This window comes from Bacillus sp. RC240, assembly GCF_044907945.1.
Lineage (GTDB): Bacteria > Bacillota > Bacilli > Bacillales > Bacillaceae_G > Bacillus_A > Bacillus_A mycoides.
This window is the reverse complement of sequence record NZ_JBIYCT010000021.1, coordinates 1-21870: the sequence shown is the minus strand read 5'-3', so window position 1 is coordinate 21870 and position 21870 is coordinate 1. Positions and strand designations below refer to the sequence as shown.

Annotated in this window: 20 protein-coding genes and 12 tRNA genes; 30 read left to right on the top strand and 2 right to left on the bottom strand. The window is 37.6% G+C overall.

Annotation, left to right across the window (positions count from 1 at the left end):
• Positions 1–51 precede the first annotated feature (51 nt).
• From ABH955_RS28645 to uvsE, 11 genes are all read left to right on the top strand, one after another.
• A complete protein-coding gene (locus ABH955_RS28645) occupies positions 52–168 on the top strand; it encodes a DUF3948 family protein (protein WP_002029425.1) in 117 nt (38 codons plus the stop codon).
• A 42-nt stretch (positions 169–210) separates the two neighbouring features.
• Positions 211–321, top strand: coding sequence for a DUF3948 family protein (locus tag ABH955_RS28640; protein ID WP_404449854.1), 111 nt, complete (start codon positions 211–213; stop codon positions 319–321).
• Positions 322–744: 423 nt separating this feature from the next.
• The gene (hppD, locus tag ABH955_RS28635; protein ID WP_000810917.1) at positions 745–1863 is read left to right on the top strand and encodes a 4-hydroxyphenylpyruvate dioxygenase; all 1119 of its coding nucleotides are present in this window, start codon (positions 745–747) and stop codon (positions 1861–1863) included.
• A gap of 66 nt (positions 1864–1929) precedes the next feature.
• On the top strand, positions 1930–2886 hold the full coding sequence (locus ABH955_RS28630) for a fumarylacetoacetate hydrolase family protein (RefSeq protein ID WP_404449856.1): 957 nt from the start codon (positions 1930–1932) through the stop codon (positions 2884–2886).
• A complete protein-coding gene (locus tag ABH955_RS28625) occupies positions 2852–4024 on the top strand; it encodes a homogentisate 1,2-dioxygenase (protein WP_113938346.1) in 1173 nt (390 codons plus the stop codon). Before ABH955_RS28630 ends, ABH955_RS28625 begins: the two co-directional genes overlap by 35 nt.
• 258 nt (positions 4025–4282) lie before the next feature.
• Positions 4283–5698 (top strand): branched-chain amino acid transporter BcaP, encoded by a 1416-nt coding sequence (gene bcaP, locus ABH955_RS28620; protein WP_002124809.1) that lies wholly within the window; start codon positions 4283–4285, stop codon positions 5696–5698.
• 107 nt (positions 5699–5805) lie between these two features.
• Positions 5806–7080, top strand: coding sequence for an MDR family MFS transporter (locus ABH955_RS28615; protein ID WP_404449859.1), 1275 nt, complete (start codon positions 5806–5808; stop codon positions 7078–7080).
• A 300-nt stretch (positions 7081–7380) separates the two neighbouring features.
• Entirely contained in the window at positions 7381–8469 is a 1089-nt protein-coding gene (locus tag ABH955_RS28610) for a D-alanine--D-alanine ligase (RefSeq protein ID WP_002009961.1), read from the top strand.
• A 60-nt stretch (positions 8470–8529) separates the two neighbouring features.
• On the top strand, positions 8530–9906 hold the full coding sequence (gene murF, locus ABH955_RS28605) for a UDP-N-acetylmuramoyl-tripeptide--D-alanyl-D-alanine ligase (RefSeq protein ID WP_404449861.1): 1377 nt from the start codon (positions 8530–8532) through the stop codon (positions 9904–9906).
• 306 nt (positions 9907–10212) lie between these two features.
• Positions 10213–11829, top strand: coding sequence for a degradosome RNA helicase CshA (gene cshA, locus ABH955_RS28600; protein WP_002063522.1), 1617 nt, complete (start codon positions 10213–10215; stop codon positions 11827–11829).
• Between the two features lie 94 nt (positions 11830–11923).
• The gene (gene uvsE, locus ABH955_RS28595) at positions 11924–12886 is read left to right on the top strand and encodes a UV DNA damage repair endonuclease UvsE (RefSeq protein ID WP_002029436.1); all 963 of its coding nucleotides are present in this window, start codon (positions 11924–11926) and stop codon (positions 12884–12886) included.
• A 171-nt stretch (positions 12887–13057) separates the two neighbouring features.
• Here uvsE and ABH955_RS28590 read toward each other — a convergent pair whose 3' ends face one another.
• Positions 13058–13606 (bottom strand): rhomboid family intramembrane serine protease, encoded by a 549-nt coding sequence (locus ABH955_RS28590; RefSeq protein ID WP_002139859.1) that lies wholly within the window; start codon positions 13604–13606, stop codon positions 13058–13060.
• Between the two features lie 92 nt (positions 13607–13698).
• On the opposite strand from ABH955_RS28590, the gene acpS reads away from it, so the two are divergent.
• The 6 genes from acpS (at position 13699) to ABH955_RS28560 (ending at position 19643) form a co-directional block, all read left to right on the top strand.
• Positions 13699–14058, top strand: coding sequence for a holo-ACP synthase (acpS, locus tag ABH955_RS28585; protein ID WP_002029438.1), 360 nt, complete (start codon positions 13699–13701; stop codon positions 14056–14058).
• A gap of 156 nt (positions 14059–14214) precedes the next feature.
• A complete protein-coding gene (locus tag ABH955_RS28580; protein ID WP_002091373.1) occupies positions 14215–15165 on the top strand; it encodes a LolA family protein in 951 nt (316 codons plus the stop codon).
• Between the two features lie 117 nt (positions 15166–15282).
• Complete coding sequence (gene alr / locus ABH955_RS28575) at positions 15283–16452, top strand: alanine racemase (RefSeq protein ID WP_002009971.1); 1170 nt, start codon at positions 15283–15285, stop codon at positions 16450–16452.
• 311 nt (positions 16453–16763) lie between these two features.
• Complete coding sequence (locus ABH955_RS28570) at positions 16764–17051, top strand: antitoxin EndoAI (protein WP_000004570.1); 288 nt, start codon at positions 16764–16766, stop codon at positions 17049–17051.
• A gap of 4 nt (positions 17052–17055) precedes the next feature.
• Positions 17056–17406, top strand: coding sequence for a type II toxin-antitoxin system endoribonuclease NdoA (gene ndoA, locus ABH955_RS28565; protein ID WP_000635965.1), 351 nt, complete (start codon positions 17056–17058; stop codon positions 17404–17406).
• Positions 17407–17474: 68 nt separating this feature from the next.
• Positions 17475–19643, top strand: coding sequence for a Tex family protein (locus tag ABH955_RS28560; RefSeq protein ID WP_002029442.1), 2169 nt, complete (start codon positions 17475–17477; stop codon positions 19641–19643).
• Between the two features lie 57 nt (positions 19644–19700).
• On the opposite strand, the gene cmpA is transcribed toward ABH955_RS28560, so the two are convergent.
• A complete protein-coding gene (cmpA, locus tag ABH955_RS28555) occupies positions 19701–19817 on the bottom strand; it encodes a cortex morphogenetic protein CmpA (RefSeq protein ID WP_001143642.1) in 117 nt (38 codons plus the stop codon).
• A gap of 210 nt (positions 19818–20027) precedes the next feature.
• Between cmpA and ABH955_RS28550 the strand changes: the two genes are divergently transcribed.
• From ABH955_RS28550 to ABH955_RS28490, 13 genes are all read left to right on the top strand, one after another.
• Positions 20028–20483, top strand: a complete 456-nt coding sequence (locus ABH955_RS28550; protein ID WP_404449868.1) for a SprT family protein — start codon at positions 20028–20030, stop codon at positions 20481–20483.
• Between the two features lie 114 nt (positions 20484–20597).
• Positions 20598–20672: transfer RNA gene (locus ABH955_RS28545), tRNA-Asn, on the top strand.
• 3 nt (positions 20673–20675) lie between these two features.
• Positions 20676–20766: transfer RNA gene (locus ABH955_RS28540), tRNA-Ser, on the top strand.
• 8 nt (positions 20767–20774) lie between these two features.
• A tRNA-Glu gene (locus ABH955_RS28535) sits at positions 20775–20849 on the top strand.
• 4 nt (positions 20850–20853) lie between these two features.
• Positions 20854–20929, top strand: a tRNA-Val gene (locus ABH955_RS28530).
• A 24-nt stretch (positions 20930–20953) separates the two neighbouring features.
• Positions 20954–21030: transfer RNA gene (locus ABH955_RS28525), tRNA-Met, on the top strand.
• Between the two features lie 3 nt (positions 21031–21033).
• Positions 21034–21109 (top strand) — tRNA-Asp (locus ABH955_RS28520).
• An 87-nt stretch (positions 21110–21196) separates the two neighbouring features.
• A tRNA-Gln gene (locus ABH955_RS28515) sits at positions 21197–21271 on the top strand.
• 5 nt (positions 21272–21276) lie between these two features.
• Positions 21277–21349: transfer RNA gene (locus ABH955_RS28510), tRNA-Lys, on the top strand.
• Between the two features lie 16 nt (positions 21350–21365).
• Positions 21366–21448 (top strand) — tRNA-Leu (locus ABH955_RS28505).
• A 96-nt stretch (positions 21449–21544) separates the two neighbouring features.
• Positions 21545–21621 (top strand) — tRNA-Arg (locus ABH955_RS28500).
• Between the two features lie 3 nt (positions 21622–21624).
• Positions 21625–21701, top strand: a tRNA-Pro gene (locus tag ABH955_RS28495).
• A gap of 1 nt (position 21702) precedes the next feature.
• A tRNA-Gly gene (locus ABH955_RS28490) sits at positions 21703–21773 on the top strand.
• Positions 21774–21870: the final 97 nt, after the last annotated feature.

Below are 21870 nucleotides of genomic sequence, written 5' to 3'. Positions count from 1 at the left end.
AAGCGTATTAGTATAATAGAAGTTTTGTAACAAAAGATAAATGAAGGGAGAATGAAAGATATGAAAGAGCAAGTATTACAAGTAACAAAAGGTGATTTCTTAGGATCAGCAAGCGGAGCAGTAGTATTAACAGCATTAATCGTATTTCTATCAAGTGTATTAGTATAATAAAAGTTTTAAATTGTACAAAATGAAAGGAGAATGAGGAATATGAACAGTGAACAAGTGTTACAAGTAACAAAAATAGATTTATTAGGATCATTAGGCGGAGCGGTAATATTAACATCATTTATTCTATTCCTTGCAAATATATTAGTATGAAAAATATAAATACAATCATTCAAAAAAAATAAAGACTCTAACGTATTAGTAAGTAGTTAATATGTTGGAGTCTTTTTTGTTTTCCTCTCATATAAACCCTCAAGTATTAATAATATCCCCTTATCTCGCTATTTGCGGACAGTAAGACTCCTACCTCAAAAAAGGAGTTAGGTAGGAGTCGGGCTAATAATCAGTGGAGAATGAACAAAACCCCCACCGATTAAAGTTTCACTTTATTTTAAAGAGAAAAAAGTCGAATTTTATATGTAAGAAAAAAAGAGGAATTTGACAGAAAAGATAGAAAATTTTAAAGGTCAGAATTTGTTAGCTTGCTAACTAATTTCTATTAATTGATGTTGGAAGCGTTTTCGGTTGGTTTTAAGTATGGACCATTTAATCTATTTACAGGGGGATGAAGATATTATGAAACAAAAATCTATGGATACGCTAGCTGCACAAATGGAGGACTTTTTTCCGGTACGTGATGTAGATCATTTGGAATTTTACGTAGGGAATGCAAAGCAATCAAGTTATTATCTTGCGAGAGCGTTTGGATTCAAAATTGTAGCTTATTCTGGATTAGAAACAGGAAACCGTGAAAAGGTATCTTATGTTCTTGTGCAAAAAAATATGCGTTTTGTTGTGTCTGGAGCTTTAAGTAGTGATAGTCGTATTGCAGAGTTTGTAAAGACTCATGGTGATGGAGTGAAAGATGTGGCTTTACTTGTTGATGATGTTGATAAAGCATACTCTGAAGCTGTAAAACGTGGCGCTGTTGCGATTGCTCCTCCTGAAGAGTTAACAGATGAGGACGGTACATTGAAAAAAGCGGTTATTGGTACGTATGGTGATACAATTCACACGCTTGTAGAGCGTAAAAATTATAAAGGAACATTTATGCCAGGATTCCAAAAGGTTGAGTTTAATATTCCATTTGAAGAGTCTGGTTTAATTGCTGTAGACCATGTAGTTGGTAACGTTGAGAAAATGGAAGAGTGGGTTAGTTATTACGAGAATGTTATGGGCTTTAAACAAATGATCCATTTCGACGATGATGATATTAGTACAGAGTATTCGGCATTAATGTCAAAAGTTATGACGAATGGAAGCCGTATTAAGTTTCCGATTAATGAACCAGCGGATGGAAAAAGAAAATCACAAATTCAAGAATATCTAGAGTTCTATAACGGAGCAGGTGTACAGCATCTCGCTTTATTAACAAGTGATATTGTAAAAACAATTGAAGTACTTCGTGCAAATGGCGTGGAGTTTTTAGATACGCCAGATACGTATTACGATGAGTTAACAGCACGAGTGGGGAAAATTGATGAAGAAATTGATAGATTAAAAGAATTGAAGATTCTAGTAGACCGTGACGAAGAAGGTTATTTATTACAAATCTTTACGAAACCAATTGTAGATCGTCCAACTCTATTTATTGAAATCATCCAACGTAAAGGTTCTCGTGGATTTGGCGAAGGGAACTTTAAAGCGTTATTCGAATCAATTGAAAGAGAACAAGAGCGTCGCGGAAATTTATAAAATTTGTATCCACCAGCAAGAGTTCCTTTGTTGGTGGAAATTTCATTTTCATAGGGAGGAATCACGATGAAATTTGTTACATTTCGTCTCCCATCGAAAGAAATGCGAGCTGGATGGCTTGAAGGTGACAAAGTAATCGATATGAATCTTGCGAGTGATGGACAATTACCTTCTTCTATGTTCGCCTTTTTAGAGAAAGCAGATGAGTATGTAGAAGTATTGCGTAATATTAAGAATCCTGAAAAGGGTATATATTCCTTAGAGGAAGTTCAATTAGCAGCGGCAATTCCTAATCCGAGTAGCATTCGAGATTTTTATGCATTTGAGCAGCATGTAAAAACAGCTCGCGGACGAAGAGGGCTAGATGTTGTACCTGAATGGTATGATATCCCGGTTTTTTATTTTACGAACCACCGTGCTGTTATTGGACCAGATGATTTTGTTATTGGTCCGAAGAAGTCTAAAAAGCTTGATTATGAGTTAGAGATTGCTTGCGTAATTGGGAAAGAAGGACGAAACATTTCTCGTGAACGAGCAGAGGAATATATTTTTGGTTACTGCATTATGAACGACTGGAGTGCAAGGGACTTACAAGCAACAGAAATGAAAGTGGGACTCGGTCCAGCGAAAGGAAAAGATTTTGCAACTTCATTAGGAGCGTATCTCGTTACGAAAGAGGAATTAGACGTTTATCGTAACGGTGATCGTTATGATTTAGAGATGACTGCTCATGTAAATGGAAAGATATTATCAAAGGGAAACTTCCAAGATATTTACTATACATTTGCTGAAATGATTGAACGTGCTTCGGAAGATGTTACGTTATATCCAGGGGATGTTATCGGGTCTGGTACAGTGGGAACGGGCTGTATTTTGGAGCTTGGTACGGAAGAGTGGCTGCAAGATGGAGATGTTGTAGAGCTGTCGATTACGGGTTTAGGTACGTTACGTAATACGGTCAAAAAAGAAATGGAAGCAGGTGATGGGCATGTTTTATCGTCACATGGGGGAGCTACCTCATAAACGACATGTACAATTTCGTAAAAAAGATGGATCGCTTTATCGTGAGCAGGTAATGGGGACAAAAGGTTTCTCTGGTACCCAGTCTATTTTGTATCATCATTATATGCCAACAGAAGTAGGGCATGCGGCATTATCGCATTCTTGTCAGTTACAGTATGAAGAGGATGTTACTCTTGCTCATCGCCACTTCCGTACGAAAGAAAATAAAAAAACTGGTGATGCAGTAAGCGGAAGAAACTTTATGCTTGGGAATGAGGATTTATTAATTGGAGTAGTGAGTCCAACAGAAAAAATGGATTATTTTTACCGTAATGGTGATGGCGATGAAATGTTATTTGTTCATTATGGAACAGGAAAAATTGAAACGATGTTTGGAACGATTCACTATAGAAAAGGTGATTATGTAACAATTCCAATTGGAACGATTTATCGTGTTATTCCAGATGAGGGAGAGACTAAGTTTCTTGTTGTAGAGGCAAATAGCCAAATTACAACACCAAGTCGCTATCGCAATGAATATGGGCAATTGTTAGAACATAGTCCGTTTTGTGAAAGAGATATGCGTGGACCGGAGAAATTGGAGACATATGATGAAAAAGGTGAGTTTGTCGTAATGACAAAGTCGAGAGGTTATATGCACAAGCATGTGTTAGGGCACCATCCGTTAGATGTTGTTGGATGGGATGGGTATTTATATCCGTGGGTCTTTAATGTGGAGGATTTTGAACCAATTACAGGTCGTATTCATCAGCCACCACCAGTACATCAAACATTCGAAGGGCATAATTTCGTCATTTGCTCTTTCGTACCGCGTTTATACGATTATCATCCAGAATCTATTCCGGCACCATATTATCATAGTAATGTGAATAGTGATGAGGTACTGTACTATGTAGAAGGTAATTTTATGAGCCGAAAAGGTGTAGAAGAAGGTTCAATTACGCTTCATCCAAGCGGGATCCCGCATGGGCCACATCCAGGGAAAACAGAAGCGAGTATAGGGAAGAAAGAGACACTTGAACTGGCTGTTATGATAGATACATTCCGTCCGCTTCGTATTGTAAAACAAGCACATGAGACGGAAGATGAAAAATATATGTATAGCTGGATTGAAGAGGGTTCATATACTGCGAAATAAGTAAAAAGAGGCATGCTCACTACGGGAGCATGCCTCTTTTATGGAATCGACATGTATAATAATACTAAAAAAAGTTATGAAAATATATATAGATATGATTGTCTGAATCTTTTTATCAAAAGGATGATAAGAGTATAGTATGTATCTCGATAGTTTTCTGTTTATTTCGACAAAAGTATTGACTAAAAAACATGCCGTGGGTAAAATGAAAAAAGTAAATTAAATTTTCAGAAAACTAAAATCATGGAGGAGCACAGTATGAAGCAAATTTTTCAAAAGAAGCCAATTTCAACGTTACTGCAAGAAAGTAAACAAAAGACATTATCGAGAACGTTAGGGGCACTTGATTTAACAATGCTTGGAATCGGAGCAATTGTTGGAACTGGTATTTTTGTTCTTACTGGCGTTGTAGCAGCGAAACATTCTGGACCAGCTATTATATTATCATTTGCTATAGCTGCATTAGCTTGTGCCTTTGCTGCATTTTGTTACGCTGAATTTGCTTCTTCAGTTCCTGTCTCAGGGAGTGTTTACACGTACACGTATGCGACGATGGGAGAAGTATTTGCCTTCTTAATTGGATGGGATTTAATGCTCGAGTATTTATTAGCCACATCTGCTGTAGCCAATGGATGGTCAGCGTATTTTCAATCGTTATTAAAGGGATTTGGGATTCATATTCCGACCATTCTCTCCTCGGCCCCTGGTACTGGAAAGGGTGGAATAATTGATTTACCTGCAGTTCTAATTATTCTAGTTATGACGGTTCTTTTATCTAGAGGTGTTCGTGAAAGTGCACGTGTAAATAATATAATGGTATTTATTAAACTAGCAGTTGTTCTCATTTTTATCTTCGCCGGATTTAATTATGTAAAACCTGAAAATTGGACACCTTTTATGCCATTTGGGTTAGATGGTGTAATGGCTGGAGCAGCTACAGTTTTCTTCGCATTCATTGGATTTGATGCTGTATCAACAGCCGCAGAAGAAGTGAAGCGCCCACAACGCGATTTGCCGATTGGAATTATTGCATCGTTACTAGTTTGTACGGTTCTTTACATTGTTGTTTCACTTATTTTGACAGGGATTGTTCCATACGGTCAGTTGAATATATCAGATCCAGTTGCTTTCGCACTTCAATTTATTGGACAAGATAGTTTGGCGGGAGTGATATCAGTAGGAGCAATTACAGGAATTACAACTGTAATGCTAGTTATGATGTATGGGCAAGTTCGTGTTTCATATGCAATGAGCAGAGATGGATTGTTACCGAAGCGTCTTGCTAAAGTTCATCCGAAATTTAAAACACCATTTTTAAATACATGGACAACAGGTATTATTGCAGCACTTATTTCAGGATTAATAGATTTAAATGTTTTAGCACATCTTGTAAATATGGGAACTTTGTCAGCATTTGCACTTGTAGCTGTTGCTGTCATTGTGATGAGACGAACTCATCCTGATTTACCAAGGGCGTTTAAGGCGCCGCTCGTACCATTTTTACCAGCATTAACAGTTATCTTTTGCTTATATTTGATGCTTCAATTATCAGCGACAGCTTGGATTAGTTTTGGTGTTTGGATGGTTATCGGTATAGTAGTTTATTTCGCCTATAGTAGAAAGCGTAGTGTTTTAAATAATAGTAAAAAAGAAGAAGATGTAGCAAATTTATAAATGGAAAAATCCATTCTAATTCTGTTAGGATGGATTTTTATTTTGAAAATTTACATTTTTCTGAATGTATTATAAGATAATTGTTGGCGAACTAAAGGGGTGAAAATGTGAAAAATACATGGCGTGAGTTAAGAGAGATGGATCGTAACGTATGGATTCGATTTATCGGTGAGACTTTGAACGGAATTGCGATGATGATGTTAATGCCTTTTTTTGCACTATATTTAAAAGATAAGGTAGATTCTTTATTACAAGTTGGGATTATTATGGCGCTTTCTCCAATTGCTGCAAGCTTTGGCTCGCTTATAGGCGGAAGAATAGCTGATATATATGGAAGAAAGCCAATTATGATATTTTCAATGGCGAGTAATGCGTTATTAATGCTCGGTTTTTTATTTATCGAAGGATTTATTCCATACGCTATTTTATCTATTTTTTTAGGGTTAAGTAATTCTTTATTTCATCCAGCAGCATCAGCGATGGTTGCAGATGTGACGGCGCCAGAAAAAAGAACAGAAGCATATGGTTTATTGCGAATGGGACACAATATTGGTGCTGCAATTGGACCGATAATGGGAGCATCAGTAGTTGTTTTATCAAAGAACCTCGTGTTTATTATTGCTTCATCCGCTATGTTGTTTTATGCGCTACTAGTGTTAGTACTTATTAAAGAAACAATGCCAAAAATTACGGATATGACGGAAAAAAATAAAGAGAAGGAATCCGGAGCAGTTTGGAAAATTTTAATGAGAGATAAGGCGTTAATGATTTATTTGTTAGCGGGGATCATTATTTCTATGGGGTTTTCTCAAACAGAAGGCATGTTACCGCTTCACTTTGATAACGAAATGAAGGATATTTTTGGAGTCAACAATCCATACCCATATTTAATGGCATTAAATGGTCTATTAGTTGTTTTATTTCAATTTCAAATTTCAAAATGGGCGACAGATAAACCTGTTGGAAAGACGATGTTATACGGTGCGTGTTTGTTCGGAATTGGTTTGTTTTTTATAGGATGGTTACCGAAGTGGTTTGGAGAATATGATACAAATGCTACAATTATTTTAATGACGTTAATGTTTGTTTATGCCATATATACGTTAGGCGAGATGATTATGTCGCCTGTACAGATGACGTTTGTAGCGAATTTGGCCCCTGAGCATTTGAGAGGAACCTATATGGGGGCGGCGAGTTTGCAGTGGATTACAGGAAGTGCATTCGGTCCACTTCTTGGTGGTTTTTTATTGGATCGTTTGCTTGGTCACTACTTATTTACAATTTTAAGTATAGGGTGTGTAGTTGCAGGCTTTGTATATGTTTCTTTAGATCGTCTTGTTGAGCAGAGGCAAAAAGATACGCCTACAAAACAGTCTTCTTAATAAAATGAAACTTTAATCAATGTTTTTTCACCCTCCACAAATGGTAGGGTAATATAGATGACATACACACAAAGTGGATTTCTACATATTTTAGGTGCATAACTAGATTAGATAGCAATTTTGCTTTAAAGTTTAATTTTGTTTAGGTGTGTAGAAATTAAAGAGAAAAAGTGTAGAAAACCAATAAGTGGTGTCTTTTAATTATTTGTGGAAGTTACATTTTATTTCAAATAGGAACTACCTATTTTTATAAAAAGTGCTAAAATAGAAAAATGAAAACAATTGGTTAGGGTGATTTCAGTGACAAAAATTAAATTAGGTTTATTATACGGTGGAAAATCAGCTGAGCATCAAGTTTCGTTACAAACGGCTCTTGCTGCTATTAAAGCATTAAATCAAGATAAATTCGAGATTCATCCAATTTATATTACAGAACAAGGCCAATGGATGCGTGGAGAGCGTATTGAAGGCGAAGTAACAAATGTTGAGGCATTACAAATGAGTGGGGAAGAGAATACAATTTCTCCTGTATCATTAAGTACAGAAATTATCCCAACGGCAACTTCTAAACAAGAAGATGCAATTGATGTTATTTTCCCATTATTACATGGACCGAATGGCGAAGATGGAACAGTACAAGGGTTATTAGAATTACTAAACATTCCATATGTAGGTAACGGTGTATTAGCATCATCTGCTGGTATGGATAAAGTTGTTATGAAAAATATCTTTGCAGAAGCTGGATTGAAACAAGCGAAATATGCATCTTTCATTCGTAGCGCATGGGAAAAAGATCGTGAAACAGCGTATGAAAAAGTAGAAGAAGTATTAGGATATCCTTGCTTCGTAAAACCAGCAAACCTTGGTTCAAGTGTTGGTATTAATAAGTGTAACGATCGTGAAGAGCTTGAGAATGCATTCGAAGAGGCATTCCAATTTGACCGTAAAATTATTGTAGAAGAAAATATTGTAGGTCGTGAAGTAGAAGTTGGTGTATTAGGTAATGATGAGCCGAAATGTTCAGTTGTAGGTGAAATTGTACCGAAAAAAGATTTTTATGATTACAAATCGAAATACATCGATGGTGATACAGCGTTAATTATTCCAGCTGAAATGACAGAAGAAGAGTCTAATGTAATTAAGCGAGATGCAATTATCGCATTCCAATCATTAGATGGTTCGGGCTTAACACGAGCTGATTTCTTCTTAACGAAAGATGGAGAAGTATATATTAACGAAGTAAACACAATGCCAGGATTCACGCCGTTTAGTATGTTCCCTCTATTATGGCAACATACAGGGTTACCGTATCCGGAATTAATTGAAGAGCTAATTCGCTTAGCGATTGAGCGTCACGAAGAAAAACAAAAAATTAAATATACAATCTAACAAAAAAGGAGGAAGCACTATTCGAAGGAATAGTGCTTCCTCTATGTAAGGAGTGTTTTCATGATAAATCGAACGTTAAAACAAGTAGAGCAGATGATAAATGGTACTGGATTAGCAGAGCAGTATGAGGGAATTACTATACAAGGAGTGTCTATTGATACGAGGAAAATTGAAAATGGAAATTTATATGTTCCAATTCAAGGTGAACGTTTCGATGGACATGCTTTTGTAGACAAAGCTGTTGAAAATGGGGCGATTGCTACATTATGGATGAAAGATGTAGAAAACCCACCTGAAAATCTTCCGGTTATTTTTGTAGAAGATACACTAGCAGCATTGCAAATGTTAGCGAAAAACTATCGTGATCAATTAGATGTAAAAGTTATTGGTGTAACGGGTAGTAATGGTAAAACATCTACGAAAGATATTGTAACAAGTATTCTTGCGACTAAATTTAAAGTTCAAAAAACAGAAGGTAATTTCAACAACCACATCGGTTTACCTCTTACTATTTTAAATTTAGAGGAAAATACAGAAGTAGCTGTATTAGAAATGGGCATGTCAAGCCGAGGAGAAATTGAATTTCTATCTAAGTTAGCTCGTCCTAATGCAGCTATTATTACGAACATTGGTGAGGCGCACTTAATGGATTTAGGCTCTCGTGAGGCGATTGCTGAAGCGAAGTTAGAAATTGTTACAGGTTTACAAAAGGGTGGCGTGTTCGTATATAATGGAGATGAGCCGCTATTAACGAATCGTGTTCCAGAAATGAATTTAGCAGCTGAAACAGTTACATTTGGTGATGCGAGAGCAAATGATTACTATCCAACTACTGTAACATTGCAGGCTACTGGGACACACTTTAAGATGAACAGGGATGAAACTTTGTCATTCTATTTGCCAGTACTAGGAAAGCATAATGTATATAATACGCTTGCTTCAATGGCAATTGCAAAACATTTTGGTGTAACGTGGGAAGAAATGAAACAAGGTTTAGTAACACTTCAAATGACAGGTATGCGTATGGAAATTGTAAAAACAGATAGTGGTTTAACAATTATCAATGATGCTTATAATGCTAGTCCAACAGCTATGGAAGCTGCGTTCCACCTAATGAATGGTTTAGATGGATTTGCTAAAAAAATTGTTGTGCTTGGTGATATGTTAGAACTTGGAAATCAAGAAGTGCCATTTCATTATGAAGTAGGTAAATTAATTGATCCAGCAAAAATTTCATATGTATTCACATATGGTAAATTAGGGGCTCAAATTGCTGAAGGTGCAAAAATTAATTTCCCTAAAGACCGTGTAAAAGCGTATGATAGTAAAGAAGAGTTAATAAAAGAGTTGCAAGCAGTAGTCGGTACGAAAGATGTTGTATTAGTAAAAGCATCTCGCGGCATGAAATTAGAAGAAGTAATTACGATGTTGAAATAATTGGTGTATATAAATAGGGATGATAGCCACGAAAATAGTGGAAACTTATAATAAGCGCTTACAGTAAACGATAAAAAAATAAAAGTAAAGAAAAAAGCTCTGAATATGAAATAAGGTAACAGTTGGGGTTTGCTTTTTACACCTACAAAACTTATAATTGATAAAGTGTAATAACGTTTAGAAGTATTTTCGTGAAGAATATACGCCCGGTTATATACGTAAGTATTCAGGAAAATGGCTTTTCCGCAAGTTCGGAAAACGCCTTTTTTTAAATGATAAGTATAGGATAGAAAAGGAGAAGTAACATTGACAACATTTCGAGAACTAGGATTAAGTGAGTCTTTACTACAATCTGTTGAAAGTATGGGCTTTGAAGAGGCTACGCCGATTCAAGCTGAAACAATTCCACATGCATTGCAAGGTAAGGATATTATTGGGCAAGCGCAAACAGGTACAGGGAAAACAGCAGCATTCGGATTACCACTATTAGATAAAGTGGATACAAATAAAGAAGCAGTTCAAGGTATTGTTATCGCGCCAACGCGTGAATTAGCAATTCAAGTTGGAGAAGAGCTATACAAAATTGGTAAACATAAACGTGTTCGTATTCTACCAATTTATGGTGGTCAAGATATTAACCGCCAAATTCGTGCTCTAAAAAAACACCCACACATTATTGTAGGTACGCCGGGTCGTATTTTAGATCATATCAACCGTAAAACACTTCGCTTACAAAACGTAGAGACTGTTGTTCTTGACGAAGCGGATGAAATGTTAAACATGGGCTTCATTGAAGATATTGAAGCGATTTTAACAGATGTGCCAGAAACACATCAAACATTATTATTCTCAGCGACAATGCCAGATCCAATCCGTCGTATTGCTGAGCGTTTCATGACTGAGCCTCAACACATTAAAGTAAAAGCAAAAGAAGTAACAATGCCAAACATTCAGCAGTTCTATTTAGAAGTGCAAGAAAAGAAAAAGTTTGACGTGTTAACACGCTTACTAGATATTCAATCTCCAGAGCTTGCAATCATATTCGGTCGTACAAAGCGTCGTGTTGATGAATTATCAGAAGCATTAAACTTACGTGGTTATGCAGCAGAAGGTATTCACGGTGACTTAACACAAGCGAAGCGTATGTCTGTATTACGTAAATTTAAAGAAGGTACTATTGAAGTTCTTGTTGCAACAGACGTTGCTGCACGTGGTCTTGATATTTCAGGCGTAACACATGTATACAACTTCGATATCCCACAAGATCCAGAATCATACGTTCACCGTATCGGTCGTACTGGCCGTGCTGGTAAAAAAGGTATTGCAATGTTATTTGTAACACCACGTGAATCAGGACAATTAAAAAATATCGAGCGTACAACAAAACGTAAGGTTGATCGTATGGACGCACCGACACTTGACGAGGCGTTAGAAGGTCAACAACGTTTAATCGCTGAAAAACTTCAAAGCACAATTGAAAATGATAACTTATCCTACTACAAGCGTATTGCAGAAGAAATGTTAGAAGAGAATGATTCTGTAACAGTAGTAGCTGCTGCTTTAAAAATGATGACAAAAGAGCCGGATACAACTCCGATCGCTTTAACATCAGAACCACCAGTTGTTTCAAGAGGTGGCGGTGGCGGTTCTAAAAAACGCGGTGGTAACGGAAGTGGATACCGTGATGGTAACCGTAATCGTAGTCGTGATGGACGCGGCGGTGGCGATGGTCGTAACCGTGATCGCAATCGTGATGGACGTGGAAGCGGAAGTGGCGATGGTCGTAACCGTGATCGTAATCGTGATGGCGGTAGCCGTGATGCTGGTAGCCGTGATGGTAACCGTGGTCGTAAAGGTGAAGGTCGCCCTGGATCTTCAAATGGACGCGGCGAAAGAAAACATCATAGCCGTCCACAAGCTTAATAAAAAAGAGAATGCCCTTTGCTGGCATTCTCTTTTTTTATTTCTGTAATTGTGCATACTACACATAGTAACTCGTATAGAAATGAGGTGCTATATGCTTGTAAGACTTGGGTATGTTGCGATGAGTGTACATTTGAAGAATGCTTCTCCATCTCAAACGATGACATATGCACAGTTTCAGCGGATTGATGATCGAGAGGCTGCGATTCGTAAACTTGAAAGAATCGCTAATTCGAATTTGGAAAATTGCTTACGGTTATTAAAACATAATAAAGGGCATGATATATCTTTCTTTCGACTTAGTTCCAAGCTTATTCCTTTAGCGAATCATGAGGAGTTGTTAGATTGGAACTATATTCGTCCTTTAAAAGAAAATCTGAAAGAATTAGGTGAATATGCAATTCGTATGAATATGCGAATTGACTTCCATCCAGATCACTTTGTTGTACTAAATTCACCTGAGGAGAGTATTTTCAAACAATCTGTAAAGACATTGCAGATGCACAAAAAATTGTTAAAGGGTATGGGAATTGAACATAAGCAACGATGTGTATTACATGTGGGAGGAGGTTATAAAGATAAGGAGCTTGCATTAGAACGCTTTATAGAAAATTGGTCAACTGTTCCAAGAGGTATTCAAGAGATGATTATATTAGAAAATGATGACACGACCTTTTCTTTAGAAGAAACATTGTATTTAGGTGAGAAATTAGACATTCCAGTGGTGTTTGATTTGCACCACCATATGATGAATAATGACCAGGAAGATTGGCATGAAGATTGGGCGCGTGTTGTACATACGTGGGAATCGTCTTTGTTACCAGTTAAAATGCACATCTCCAGTCCTAGAGATGGAAAGAACCCGAGAGCACATGCAGATTTTATTGATGTAGATACTTTCTTATCTTTTTTGAAAAAGATAAAGGGGAGTGTTCCGCGAATTGATTGTATGATTGAGGCGAAGAAAAAGGACGAGTCTTTATTTCAACTAATGAGAGAGTTAAGTAAACAAACAGATGTGGAAATTATCGATGGTGCGAGCTTCTATATTAAATAAGCTCTGCGCCATCGTTTTTTTTGGTCCCGCTATTTGCCGGGCAGTAAGACTCCTGCCTCAAAATTCGGCGAATGCGAGGGAGTTAGGTGGGAGCCGGGCTGCCCGTAAAAGCCCGATTGGTGCGGGCTAATAATCAGTGGGGGATGGAAAATATCCCCACTGATTAAAGTTTCACTTTATTAAAAAAGGGGTGCACATGCCGCCGATTATTAAGCCGGTTAAATGGCTTATAGGATTGGCAGAGGGATTAAAGAAAGTAAATAGTAGTAATATAAGTATCATTATTGAAAAAATAGCGATGTCTCTTGGTTTTGAAGAACGATATCGACTATACAATAAAAATAATTGGGCGCCTAGTAATCCGAAAATACCACCAGATGCTCCGGCGTGAATATATTCAAGAGGCATAATAATATAAGAAGAAATATTCCCGAGAATGCCAGAAAGGAAAAAAATAATGATGAAAGAAAAGTGTCCTAGTTGTTTTTCGATAGAAGAACCAAATACAAATAAACAAATACTATTAGAAAGGAAATGTTGTAAGTCTACGTGTACAAGTAAGGAAGTTATGACACGCCACCATTCTCCTTTAGCGATATATTCATTGTAGGCTGCCAGGTGAAAGAGGGAAAAGTCGCTCAATATAATCATGACTAATTGTATAAGAAGTAAAGAAATGATAATCGGTTGTAAGGAAATGCGAGTGGATGGTATTAGCATGTTGTTAGTATCACTCCTTTTGCATCAGAAAGATTCTCTGTTATTCTTACAATATGAATGAAGAAAGCTAAATAGAAGAAGGGGATTTTGAAATGATTATAGGGATTGGAATCGATATTATTGAGTTAAATCGAATTGAAAAAATGCTAGATGGAAAGCTTAAATTTATGGAACGTATTTTAACTGAAAGAGAACGTGGTGTTGCCGAGGGGCTGAAAGGAAGTCGTCTTACAGAATTTGTAGCTGGAAGATTTGCAGCAAAAGAGGCGTATTCTAAAGCGGTAGGGACCGGTATTGGGAAAGAAGTGAGTTTTTTAGATATTGAAGTAAGGAATGATGATAGAGGTAAGCCGATTATCATTACAAATACAGAGCATATTGTTCATTTATCAATTAGTCATAGTAAAGAATTTGCCGTTGCTCAAGTTGTTTTGGAAAGCTCGTCACGCTAGTCTGCATATTTTATATCTTTGTCTCATATATTTGAGGTAGCGATAAGGAAGGCATATCTTCCATTCATTTATAGGGGCAAAGGGGCTGAAGTGATGAAAAGGCGTCTGTTTTTAGTTCTTGTCGGTTTATTGACCGTTTTTGTGTTGGCGGGTTGTATGGAAAAGAAACAAGAAGATGTTGTGAGAGATTTAGAAACGAAAGTTAAAAGTATGAAGAGTTATCAAGCTGAAGCGAAATTATCTATTAAAACAGGAAATGAACCTCAAGAGTACAATGTAGAAATTTGGCATAAAGAACCTTCGTATTATCGTGTGAATTTGCAGAATGCGAAAAAGGATCAGAGTCAAATTATTTTAAGGAATGATGAAGGTGTATTTGTATTAACACCGGCACTTAATAAGAGTTTCCGTTTTCAAAGTGATTGGCCGCAAAATAGTAGCCAGGCTTATTTATATGAATCACTTGTAAGAGATATTTTGCAAGATAAGAAAAATCTCTCTTTCGAGAAAACAGATAAGTATTATGTGTTTAAAACAAAAACAAATTATCAACATCAAAATATGTTGCCGAAACAAGAGATTAAGCTGAATAAAAGTGATCTAACGCCAGTTTCTGTGAAACTGATGGATAATGATCAAAATGTCCTTGTAAAAGTAGATTTCACTAAAGTAAAATTTGATGCAAAGTTTGATAAAGGTGCATTTGATACGAAACAAAATATGTCTAGAGCACAAGTGGATGTTCAGACGGCAGCGAAAGAAGACAAACCGTTTGCTATTTTGTATCCACGTGATACACCGCAAGGTATGACTTTGAAAGAGGAAGAAGAGTTGAAGACAGACAGTGGCAAGCGTGCAATACTCACATACACTGGAAGTAAGAAATCCTTTACTTTAATACAAGAAAAGTCAAAAGTTGCAGAGGCCTCATCGGCGGTAAGTGTAAGTGGAGAGCCGGTTGATCTTGGTTTCACGATTGGTGCATTGACGAAAGACTCTGTAACGTGGTCACATAACGGAGTAGAATATATGCTCGTGTCTAAAGGTTTAGAGCCGAATGAGTTGTTGATGGTTGCTCGTTCGGTTACAGCGAAGCAGGTGAAGTAAACTTCTTAGACGTGGTGATATATGTGCACCACGTCTTTTCTTAGTTTGAAGGTGGATTTCATAAAAGAAGCATATAAAAGAATAAGCTTCGCATATCGTGTATAAGGAAGTGTATTTATGGAAGAAGCGCCGTTTTACCGTGACACTTGGGTGGAAGTGGATTTAGATGCGATCTATAACAATGTTACGCATATTAAAGAGTTCATTCCAAGTGATGTAGAAATTTTTGCTGTAGTTAAAGCGAATGCATATGGGCACGATTATGTACCAGTGGCTAAAACCGCATTAGAAGCAGGGGCAACAAGATTAGCAGTTGCTTTTTTAGATGAAGCTTTAGTGCTTCGGAGGGCTGGTATTACTGCACCGATTTTAGTATTAGGTCCTTCCCCTCCTCGTGATGTAAATGTTGCTGCTGAAAATGATGTAGCATTAACTGTTTTTCAAAAAGAATGGGTAGAAGACGCGATAAAGCTCTGGGATGGTTCATCAATAATGAAATTCCATATTAATTTTGATAGTGGTATGGGGAGAATTGGAATACGCGAACGCAAAGAATTAAAGGGGTTCTTAAAGAGTTTAGAAGGCGCGCCATTTTTAGAGTTAGAAGGAGTATATACACATTTTGCAACATCCGATGAGGTTGAGACTTCTTACTTTGATAAGCAATATAATACGTTCTTGCAGCAGTTAAGTTGGTTGAAAGAATTTGGAGTGAACCCTAAATTTGTCCATACAGCCAATAGTGCTGCAACGTTAAGGTTTCAAGGGATTACATTTAATGCAGTGCGAATTGGTATTGCGATGTATGGACTATCCCCATCTGTAGAAATACGTCCTTTTTTACCGTTTAAATTGGAACCGGCGTTGTCACTTCATACGAAAGTTGCTCATATTAAGCAAGTGATTAAAGGGGATGGGATTAGTTATAATGTCACATACCGAACGAGAACCGAAGAATGGATTGCGACAGTTGCGATTGGGTATGCAGATGGCTGGCTTAGAAGATTGCAAGGGTTTAAGGTACTTGTAAACGGTGAAAGAGTACCGATTGTAGGGCGAGTGACAATGGATCAATTCATGATACATCTTCCTTGTGAAGTGCCACTTGGTACGAAAGTTACACTCATTGGGAGACAAGGTGATGAGTATATTAGTGCTACCGAGGTTGCTGAATATTCCGGGACTATTAATTATGAAATTATTGCAACGATAAGCTTCCGTGTACCGAGAATATTTATACGACACGGTAAAGTTGTAGAAGTAATCAATTATTTGAACGATATATAGAAGGAGGTATTATTACTCAGCATCTCGTCATTTGGAGGAGTTTCACTAATAAAGAATAGGCTCTTTTTCGCTGGGGAGCTTCTTTTTATACTTGTTATTAATATAAGTTGCAATGGAATATTACTGAAGGATTGCTTTATTTCTTGTTTGAAAGGGATAAAAAGTAAAAGAAGATGAATGTTTTATTTATGAATTGGAAAACATAAGCAAGGAATAAGGAAGTCTTTGCAACAGGCTCCATACAATGGTATTATTACAATAGGTGTCATATATATATTTGGGTGTGTAGTTGACGGTGGAGGTGTATTTTTGTGTCCGAATCAAGTGTAACTACTGAAATCGTGGTTCGGTTGCCAAAGCAAATGGTAACGGAATTGGACGGAATTGGAAAACAAGAGAATAAGAATCGCCATGAACTAATTTGCCAGGCAACACAACTGTTATTGCGTCAACATAAGACGAAGAAACGCTACCAACATGAATCAATGCGACGTGGGTACATTGAAATGGGAAAAATTAATCTTGGTATTGCATCTGAAGCTTTCTTAGCAGAGTATGAAGCAGCTCATACAGTAGAACGCTTAGTTAGCGGGGGGTAATATTTTGATTGTAAAACGCGGCGACGTGTATTTTGCAGACCTTTCCCCAGTTGTTGGTTCTGAGCAAGGAGGCGTTCGTCCGGTTCTTGTCATTCAAAATGACATCGGAAATCGTTTTAGTCCGACTGTGATTGTAGCGGCTATTACTGCACAGATTCAAAAAGCGAAATTACCCACTCATGTGGAAATTGATGCGAAAAAGTACGGTTTTGAGAGGGATTCTGTTATTTTACTTGAGCAGATTCGAACAATCGATAAGCAACGCTTAACGGACAAAATCACTCATTTGGATGAAGTGATGATGAGTCGTGTAGATGAAGCGTTACAAATTAGTTTAGGACTAATAGATTTTTAAATCGGCAGTTTAAGTTGCTCTCTTTACAGGGCAACTTTTTTTTATTATAGAGGAGGTTACGGTTGGATATGGAAATGGTAGATAATCGACAAGGGTTAATGAAAATGTTAGTGAAAGAATTAGGCTTTACAGAAAAGCAAGTTCGTCATGTTATTCAATTAACAGAAGAAGGTAACACAGTTCCATTTATCGCTCGTTACCGAAAAGAATGGACAGGGTCTCTTGATGAGGTGCAAATTCGTGCAATCTTAGAAAGATGGCAATATATGATGCAACTAGAAGATAGGAAAGAAGAGGTTCTTCGTCTTATTGGTGAAAAGGGTAAACTAACCGAAGAGTTGCGTCGTCATATTGTTGCTGCAACAAAACTTCAAGAAGTAGAAGACCTATATCGTCCATATAAAGAAAAAAGAAGAACGAAAGCTACAATTGCTAAAGAAAAGGGATTAGAACCGTTAGCTGAGTGGCTATTATTATATAAAAAAGAAAATCCAGCAGAGAAGGCTATGGAATTTGTTAATGCAGAAAAGGAAGTGGCGTCTGCAGAAGATGCGTTGCAAGGTGCGCAGGATATTATTGCGGAACTTGTTTCGGATAATGCGGCATATCGTAGTTGGATTCGCAATACTACTTTCCGAAAAGGGATTATGTCTTCATCTGTAAAAGATAAAGAAAAAGATGAAAAGAATATATATGAAATGTATTATGGCTATGAAGAACCGTTGCAAAAAGTAGTGCCGCATCGTGTACTAGCTATGAATCGTGGTGAAAAGGAAGACGTATTAAGAGTTTCTGTTATCACGCCAATTGAAGAAATTCTTCAGTTTTTACATAAAAAAATGATTCTTGATGAAGCTTCTAAAAGTGCGCATTATGTACAATTAGCGATGGAAGATGGATATAAGCGATTAATTCAACCTTCAATAGAAAGAGAAATTCGTAAAGAATTAATGGAAACGGCCGAAGAACAAGCGATTCATATTTTCTCTGAGAATTTACGTAATTTATTATTACAACCTCCGATGAAAGGGAAAGTTGTGTTAGCGGTAGATCCAGCATATAGAACCGGTTGTAAATTAGCTGTAGTAGATGATACAGGAAAAGTTCTTCACATAGATGTTATTTATCCGCATCCGCCTGCTCGTAAATATGAGGATGCAAAAACGAAAATCATTTCAATTATAGATAAATATGAAGTTGAAATGATAGCGATTGGAAATGGTACAGCTTCGAGGGAAACGGAAGAATTTATAGTAGATGTATTACAAAATGTAGAGCGAGATGTATTTTACATTATTGTAAATGAAGCGGGTGCTAGTGTGTACTCAGCATCTGATGTAGCTCGCGAGGAGTTTCCAAATTTACAGGTTGAAGAAAGAAGTGCTGTTTCAATTGGGAGACGTCTACAAGATCCACTTGCAGAACTTGTGAAAATTGACCCTAAATCTGTCGGGGTGGGACAATATCAACATGATGTATCTCAAAAGAGATTAAATGAATCATTAACATTTGTAGTAGAGACAGCAGTTAACCGAGTTGGTGTTAATGTAAATACAGCTTCAGTTGCATTGTTGCAATATGTTTCGGGATTATCAAAAACAGTTGCGAAAAACATTGTAGCTAAGCGTGAGGAAGATGGGAAATTCACGAAGCGTACTGAATTAAAGAAAATCCCACGTTTAGGTGCAAAAACATATGAACAATGTATCGGGTTTTTACGTATATTAGAAGGAGCGAATCCGTTAGATCGCACAGGGATTCATCCAGAACAATATAAAAATGTTGAATTGCTATTGAAGAGCTTAGGGTTATCAAAGAATGATGTGGGGAAACCAAACTTGCAAAAGAGTTTCGAAGGAGTAGATATTTCTAAATTATCTCAAGAGACGGAGATTGGTGAGCCGACATTAGTTGATATTATGGATGCTTTAATTAGCCCGGAGCGAGATATGAGGGATGAGTTGCCAAAGCCACTTCTGAAAAAAGGGATTTTAAAATTAGAAGATTTAAAGCGTGGTATGGAATTAGAGGGAACGATCCGCAATGTTGTTGATTTCGGTGCCTTTGTTGATATTGGTGTGAAGCAAGATGGTTTAGTACATATTTCTAAACTAAGCAAACAATTTGTAAAGCATCCATTAGATATTGTATCCGTGGGACAAATTGTAAAGGTATGGGTAGATGATATTGATACGAAAAAAGGTCGTGTTGCATTATCAATGTTACCGATTGAATAGTAAGAAAAGAGAGCAGATGAAACTGCTCTTTTTTTATGAACTGGAAAGTTTAATTGATTATGAGCTTTGATGTATTTTACTATAATAAAACCAGCATTCATTTAGTAACTTGATTTGATACCGGTTTTTCTCAAAATATGCACGTTGCATTTGCTTCTTTAGCCACGTGGGCATAGGAATCCCTCCTTGTTTAATCCTGCTCTCAAAAAAAGTAGCTCCTTTTAGTTAAAGTAACTTTGATGAGAGGTTGGTGAGTGGATTTCTAGCAATGCTGCATTTTTAGAAATCACGCTTCTTGAATGAGGATGGGTATATGTACTATTTACTATATGTATAAGAAGGGAGAAAAGTGTGGAAATATTTTTTAGTTTAGGAGGAATGAGAATGGATGAGCAAGAAATTCAGAGGTTAGTGGAAGAGGTATCGTTACAATGCTTTGGAATGTCGTTTTTACATAAAGCGATGTTTAATAGTAGGTTACGTACAACTGGTGGGCGCTATCTATTGAAGAATCATAATATAGAATTGAATTATCGATATTACGAAGTATATGGAAAAGAAGAGTTAGTCGGGATTGTTAAACATGAACTTTGTCATTATCACTTACATATCACAGGAAAAGGGTATAAGCATCGAGATAGAGATTTTCGTGAGTTATTAAAGAAAGTAGGTGCACCACGTTTTTGTAAACGAATGATTAGTGAGGAGGAAACGAGAGTTTCTATGTATGAATGTATGGGGTGTTCTTTTCAATATGTAAGAAGACGTCAAATAAATACACAAAGATATGTATGTGGAAAGTGTAAAGGACAACTAAAACTGGTAGTGAAAACATCTTGACAGTGAAAACGCAATCCAGTATATTATAAACATGTCACGTTTGCGCAAGATGTTGTGAAAAAACTTCTTGACTTACGATGAGAATTTTTATAAGATACAAATTGTCTTCATTATTCCGCAGTAGCTCAGTGGTAGAGCTATCGGCTGTTAACCGATCGGTCGTAGGTTCGAGTCCTACCTGCGGAGCCATACAGAGAAGTACCCAAGTGGCTCAAGGGGCTCCCCTGCTAAGGGAGTAGATCGCTAACGCGGTGCGAGGGTTCGAATCCCTTCTTCTCTGCCATACATATTGGCCCGTTGGTCAAGTGGTTAAGACACCGCCCTTTCACGGCGGTAACACGGGTTCGAATCCCGTACGGGTCACCACTTCGGAGGATTAGCTCAGCTGGGAGAGCACCTGCCTTACAAGCAGGGGGTCGGCGGTTCGATCCCGTCATCCTCCACCATATAAATTATATAAATAATATTATCGCGGGGTGGAGCAGTACGGTAGCTCGTCGGGCTCATAACCCGAAGGTCGCAGGTTCAAATCCTGTCCCCGCAACCAAATGGTCCCGTGGTGTAGTGGTTAACATGCCTGCCTGTCACGCAGGAGATCGCCGGTTCGACCCCGGTCGGGACCGCCATTTTAACTTCTGCTATATAGCAGTTGTTTTTTATTGGACATTATGGTAAAATAACATTTGTCTTTGAAAAGAAGATAACTATTTCGATGGGCTATAGCCAAGCGGTAAGGCAACGGACTTTGACTCCGTCATGCGCTGGTTCGAATCCAGCTAGCCCAGCCATTTACGAGCCATTAGCTCAGTTGGTAGAGCATCTGACTTTTAATCAGAGGGTCGAAGGTTCGAATCCTTCATGGCTCACTTTTGTTTTTTCCGCGCGGTCGTGGCGGAACGGCAGACGCGCTAGGTTGAGGGCCTAGTGGGGGAAACCCCGTGGAGGTTCAAGTCCTCTCGGCCGCATCAAAAAATCTTTTAAAAAGTACTTGCATTTGAAAATGTAGTATGGTAAGATAATTGAGTCGCCAAAATACAACGACGAAAAAACATCATGAATAAGCGCCCGTAGCTCAATTGGATAGAGCGTTTGACTACGGATCAAGAGGTTAGGGGTTCGACTCCTCTCGGGCGCGCCATAACGGGAAGTGGCTCAGCTTGGTAGAGCACCTGGTTTGGGACCAGGGGGTCGCAGGTTCAAATCCTGTCTTCCCGACCACGCGGGTGTAGTTTAGTGGTAAAACAAGAGCCTTCCAAGCTCTGGTCGAGAGTTCGATTCTCTTCACCCGCTTTTAGTTCTTTGAAAACTGAACGAAACAAACAACGTGAACGTCAATTTTTATTTTTAGATGCTAGACAAACTAACTTTATTGGAGAGTTTGATCCTG

Coding starts and splice junctions, on each gene's coding strand:
- ABH955_RS28590 (WP_002139859.1), bottom strand. CDS start 13,606: ATGCTAATACCATCCACTCGCATTTCCTTACAACCGATTATCATTTCT.
- ABH955_RS28560 (WP_002029442.1), top strand. CDS start 17,475: ATGGAAATGGTAGATAATCGACAAGGGTTAATGAAAATGTTAGTGAAA.
- hppD (WP_000810917.1), top strand. CDS start 745: ATGAAACAAAAATCTATGGATACGCTAGCTGCACAAATGGAGGACTTT.
- ABH955_RS28580 (WP_002091373.1), top strand. CDS start 14,215: ATGGAAAAGAAACAAGAAGATGTTGTGAGAGATTTAGAAACGAAAGTT.
- murF (WP_404449861.1), top strand. CDS start 8,530: ATGATAAATCGAACGTTAAAACAAGTAGAGCAGATGATAAATGGTACT.
- alr (WP_002009971.1), top strand. CDS start 15,283: ATGGAAGAAGCGCCGTTTTACCGTGACACTTGGGTGGAAGTGGATTTA.
- ABH955_RS28630 (WP_404449856.1), top strand. CDS start 1,930: ATGAAATTTGTTACATTTCGTCTCCCATCGAAAGAAATGCGAGCTGGA.
- ABH955_RS28550 (WP_404449868.1), top strand. CDS start 20,028: ATGGATGAGCAAGAAATTCAGAGGTTAGTGGAAGAGGTATCGTTACAA.
- ABH955_RS28645 (WP_002029425.1), top strand. CDS start 52: ATGAAAGATATGAAAGAGCAAGTATTACAAGTAACAAAAGGTGATTTC.
- ABH955_RS28625 (WP_113938346.1), top strand. CDS start 2,852: ATGTTTTATCGTCACATGGGGGAGCTACCTCATAAACGACATGTACAA.
- uvsE (WP_002029436.1), top strand. CDS start 11,924: ATGCTTGTAAGACTTGGGTATGTTGCGATGAGTGTACATTTGAAGAAT.
- cmpA (WP_001143642.1), bottom strand. CDS start 19,817: ATGCCCACGTGGCTAAAGAAGCAAATGCAACGTGCATATTTTGAGAAA.
- acpS (WP_002029438.1), top strand. CDS start 13,699: ATGATTATAGGGATTGGAATCGATATTATTGAGTTAAATCGAATTGAA.
- ABH955_RS28640 (WP_404449854.1), top strand. CDS start 211: ATGAACAGTGAACAAGTGTTACAAGTAACAAAAATAGATTTATTAGGA.
- bcaP (WP_002124809.1), top strand. CDS start 4,283: ATGAAGCAAATTTTTCAAAAGAAGCCAATTTCAACGTTACTGCAAGAA.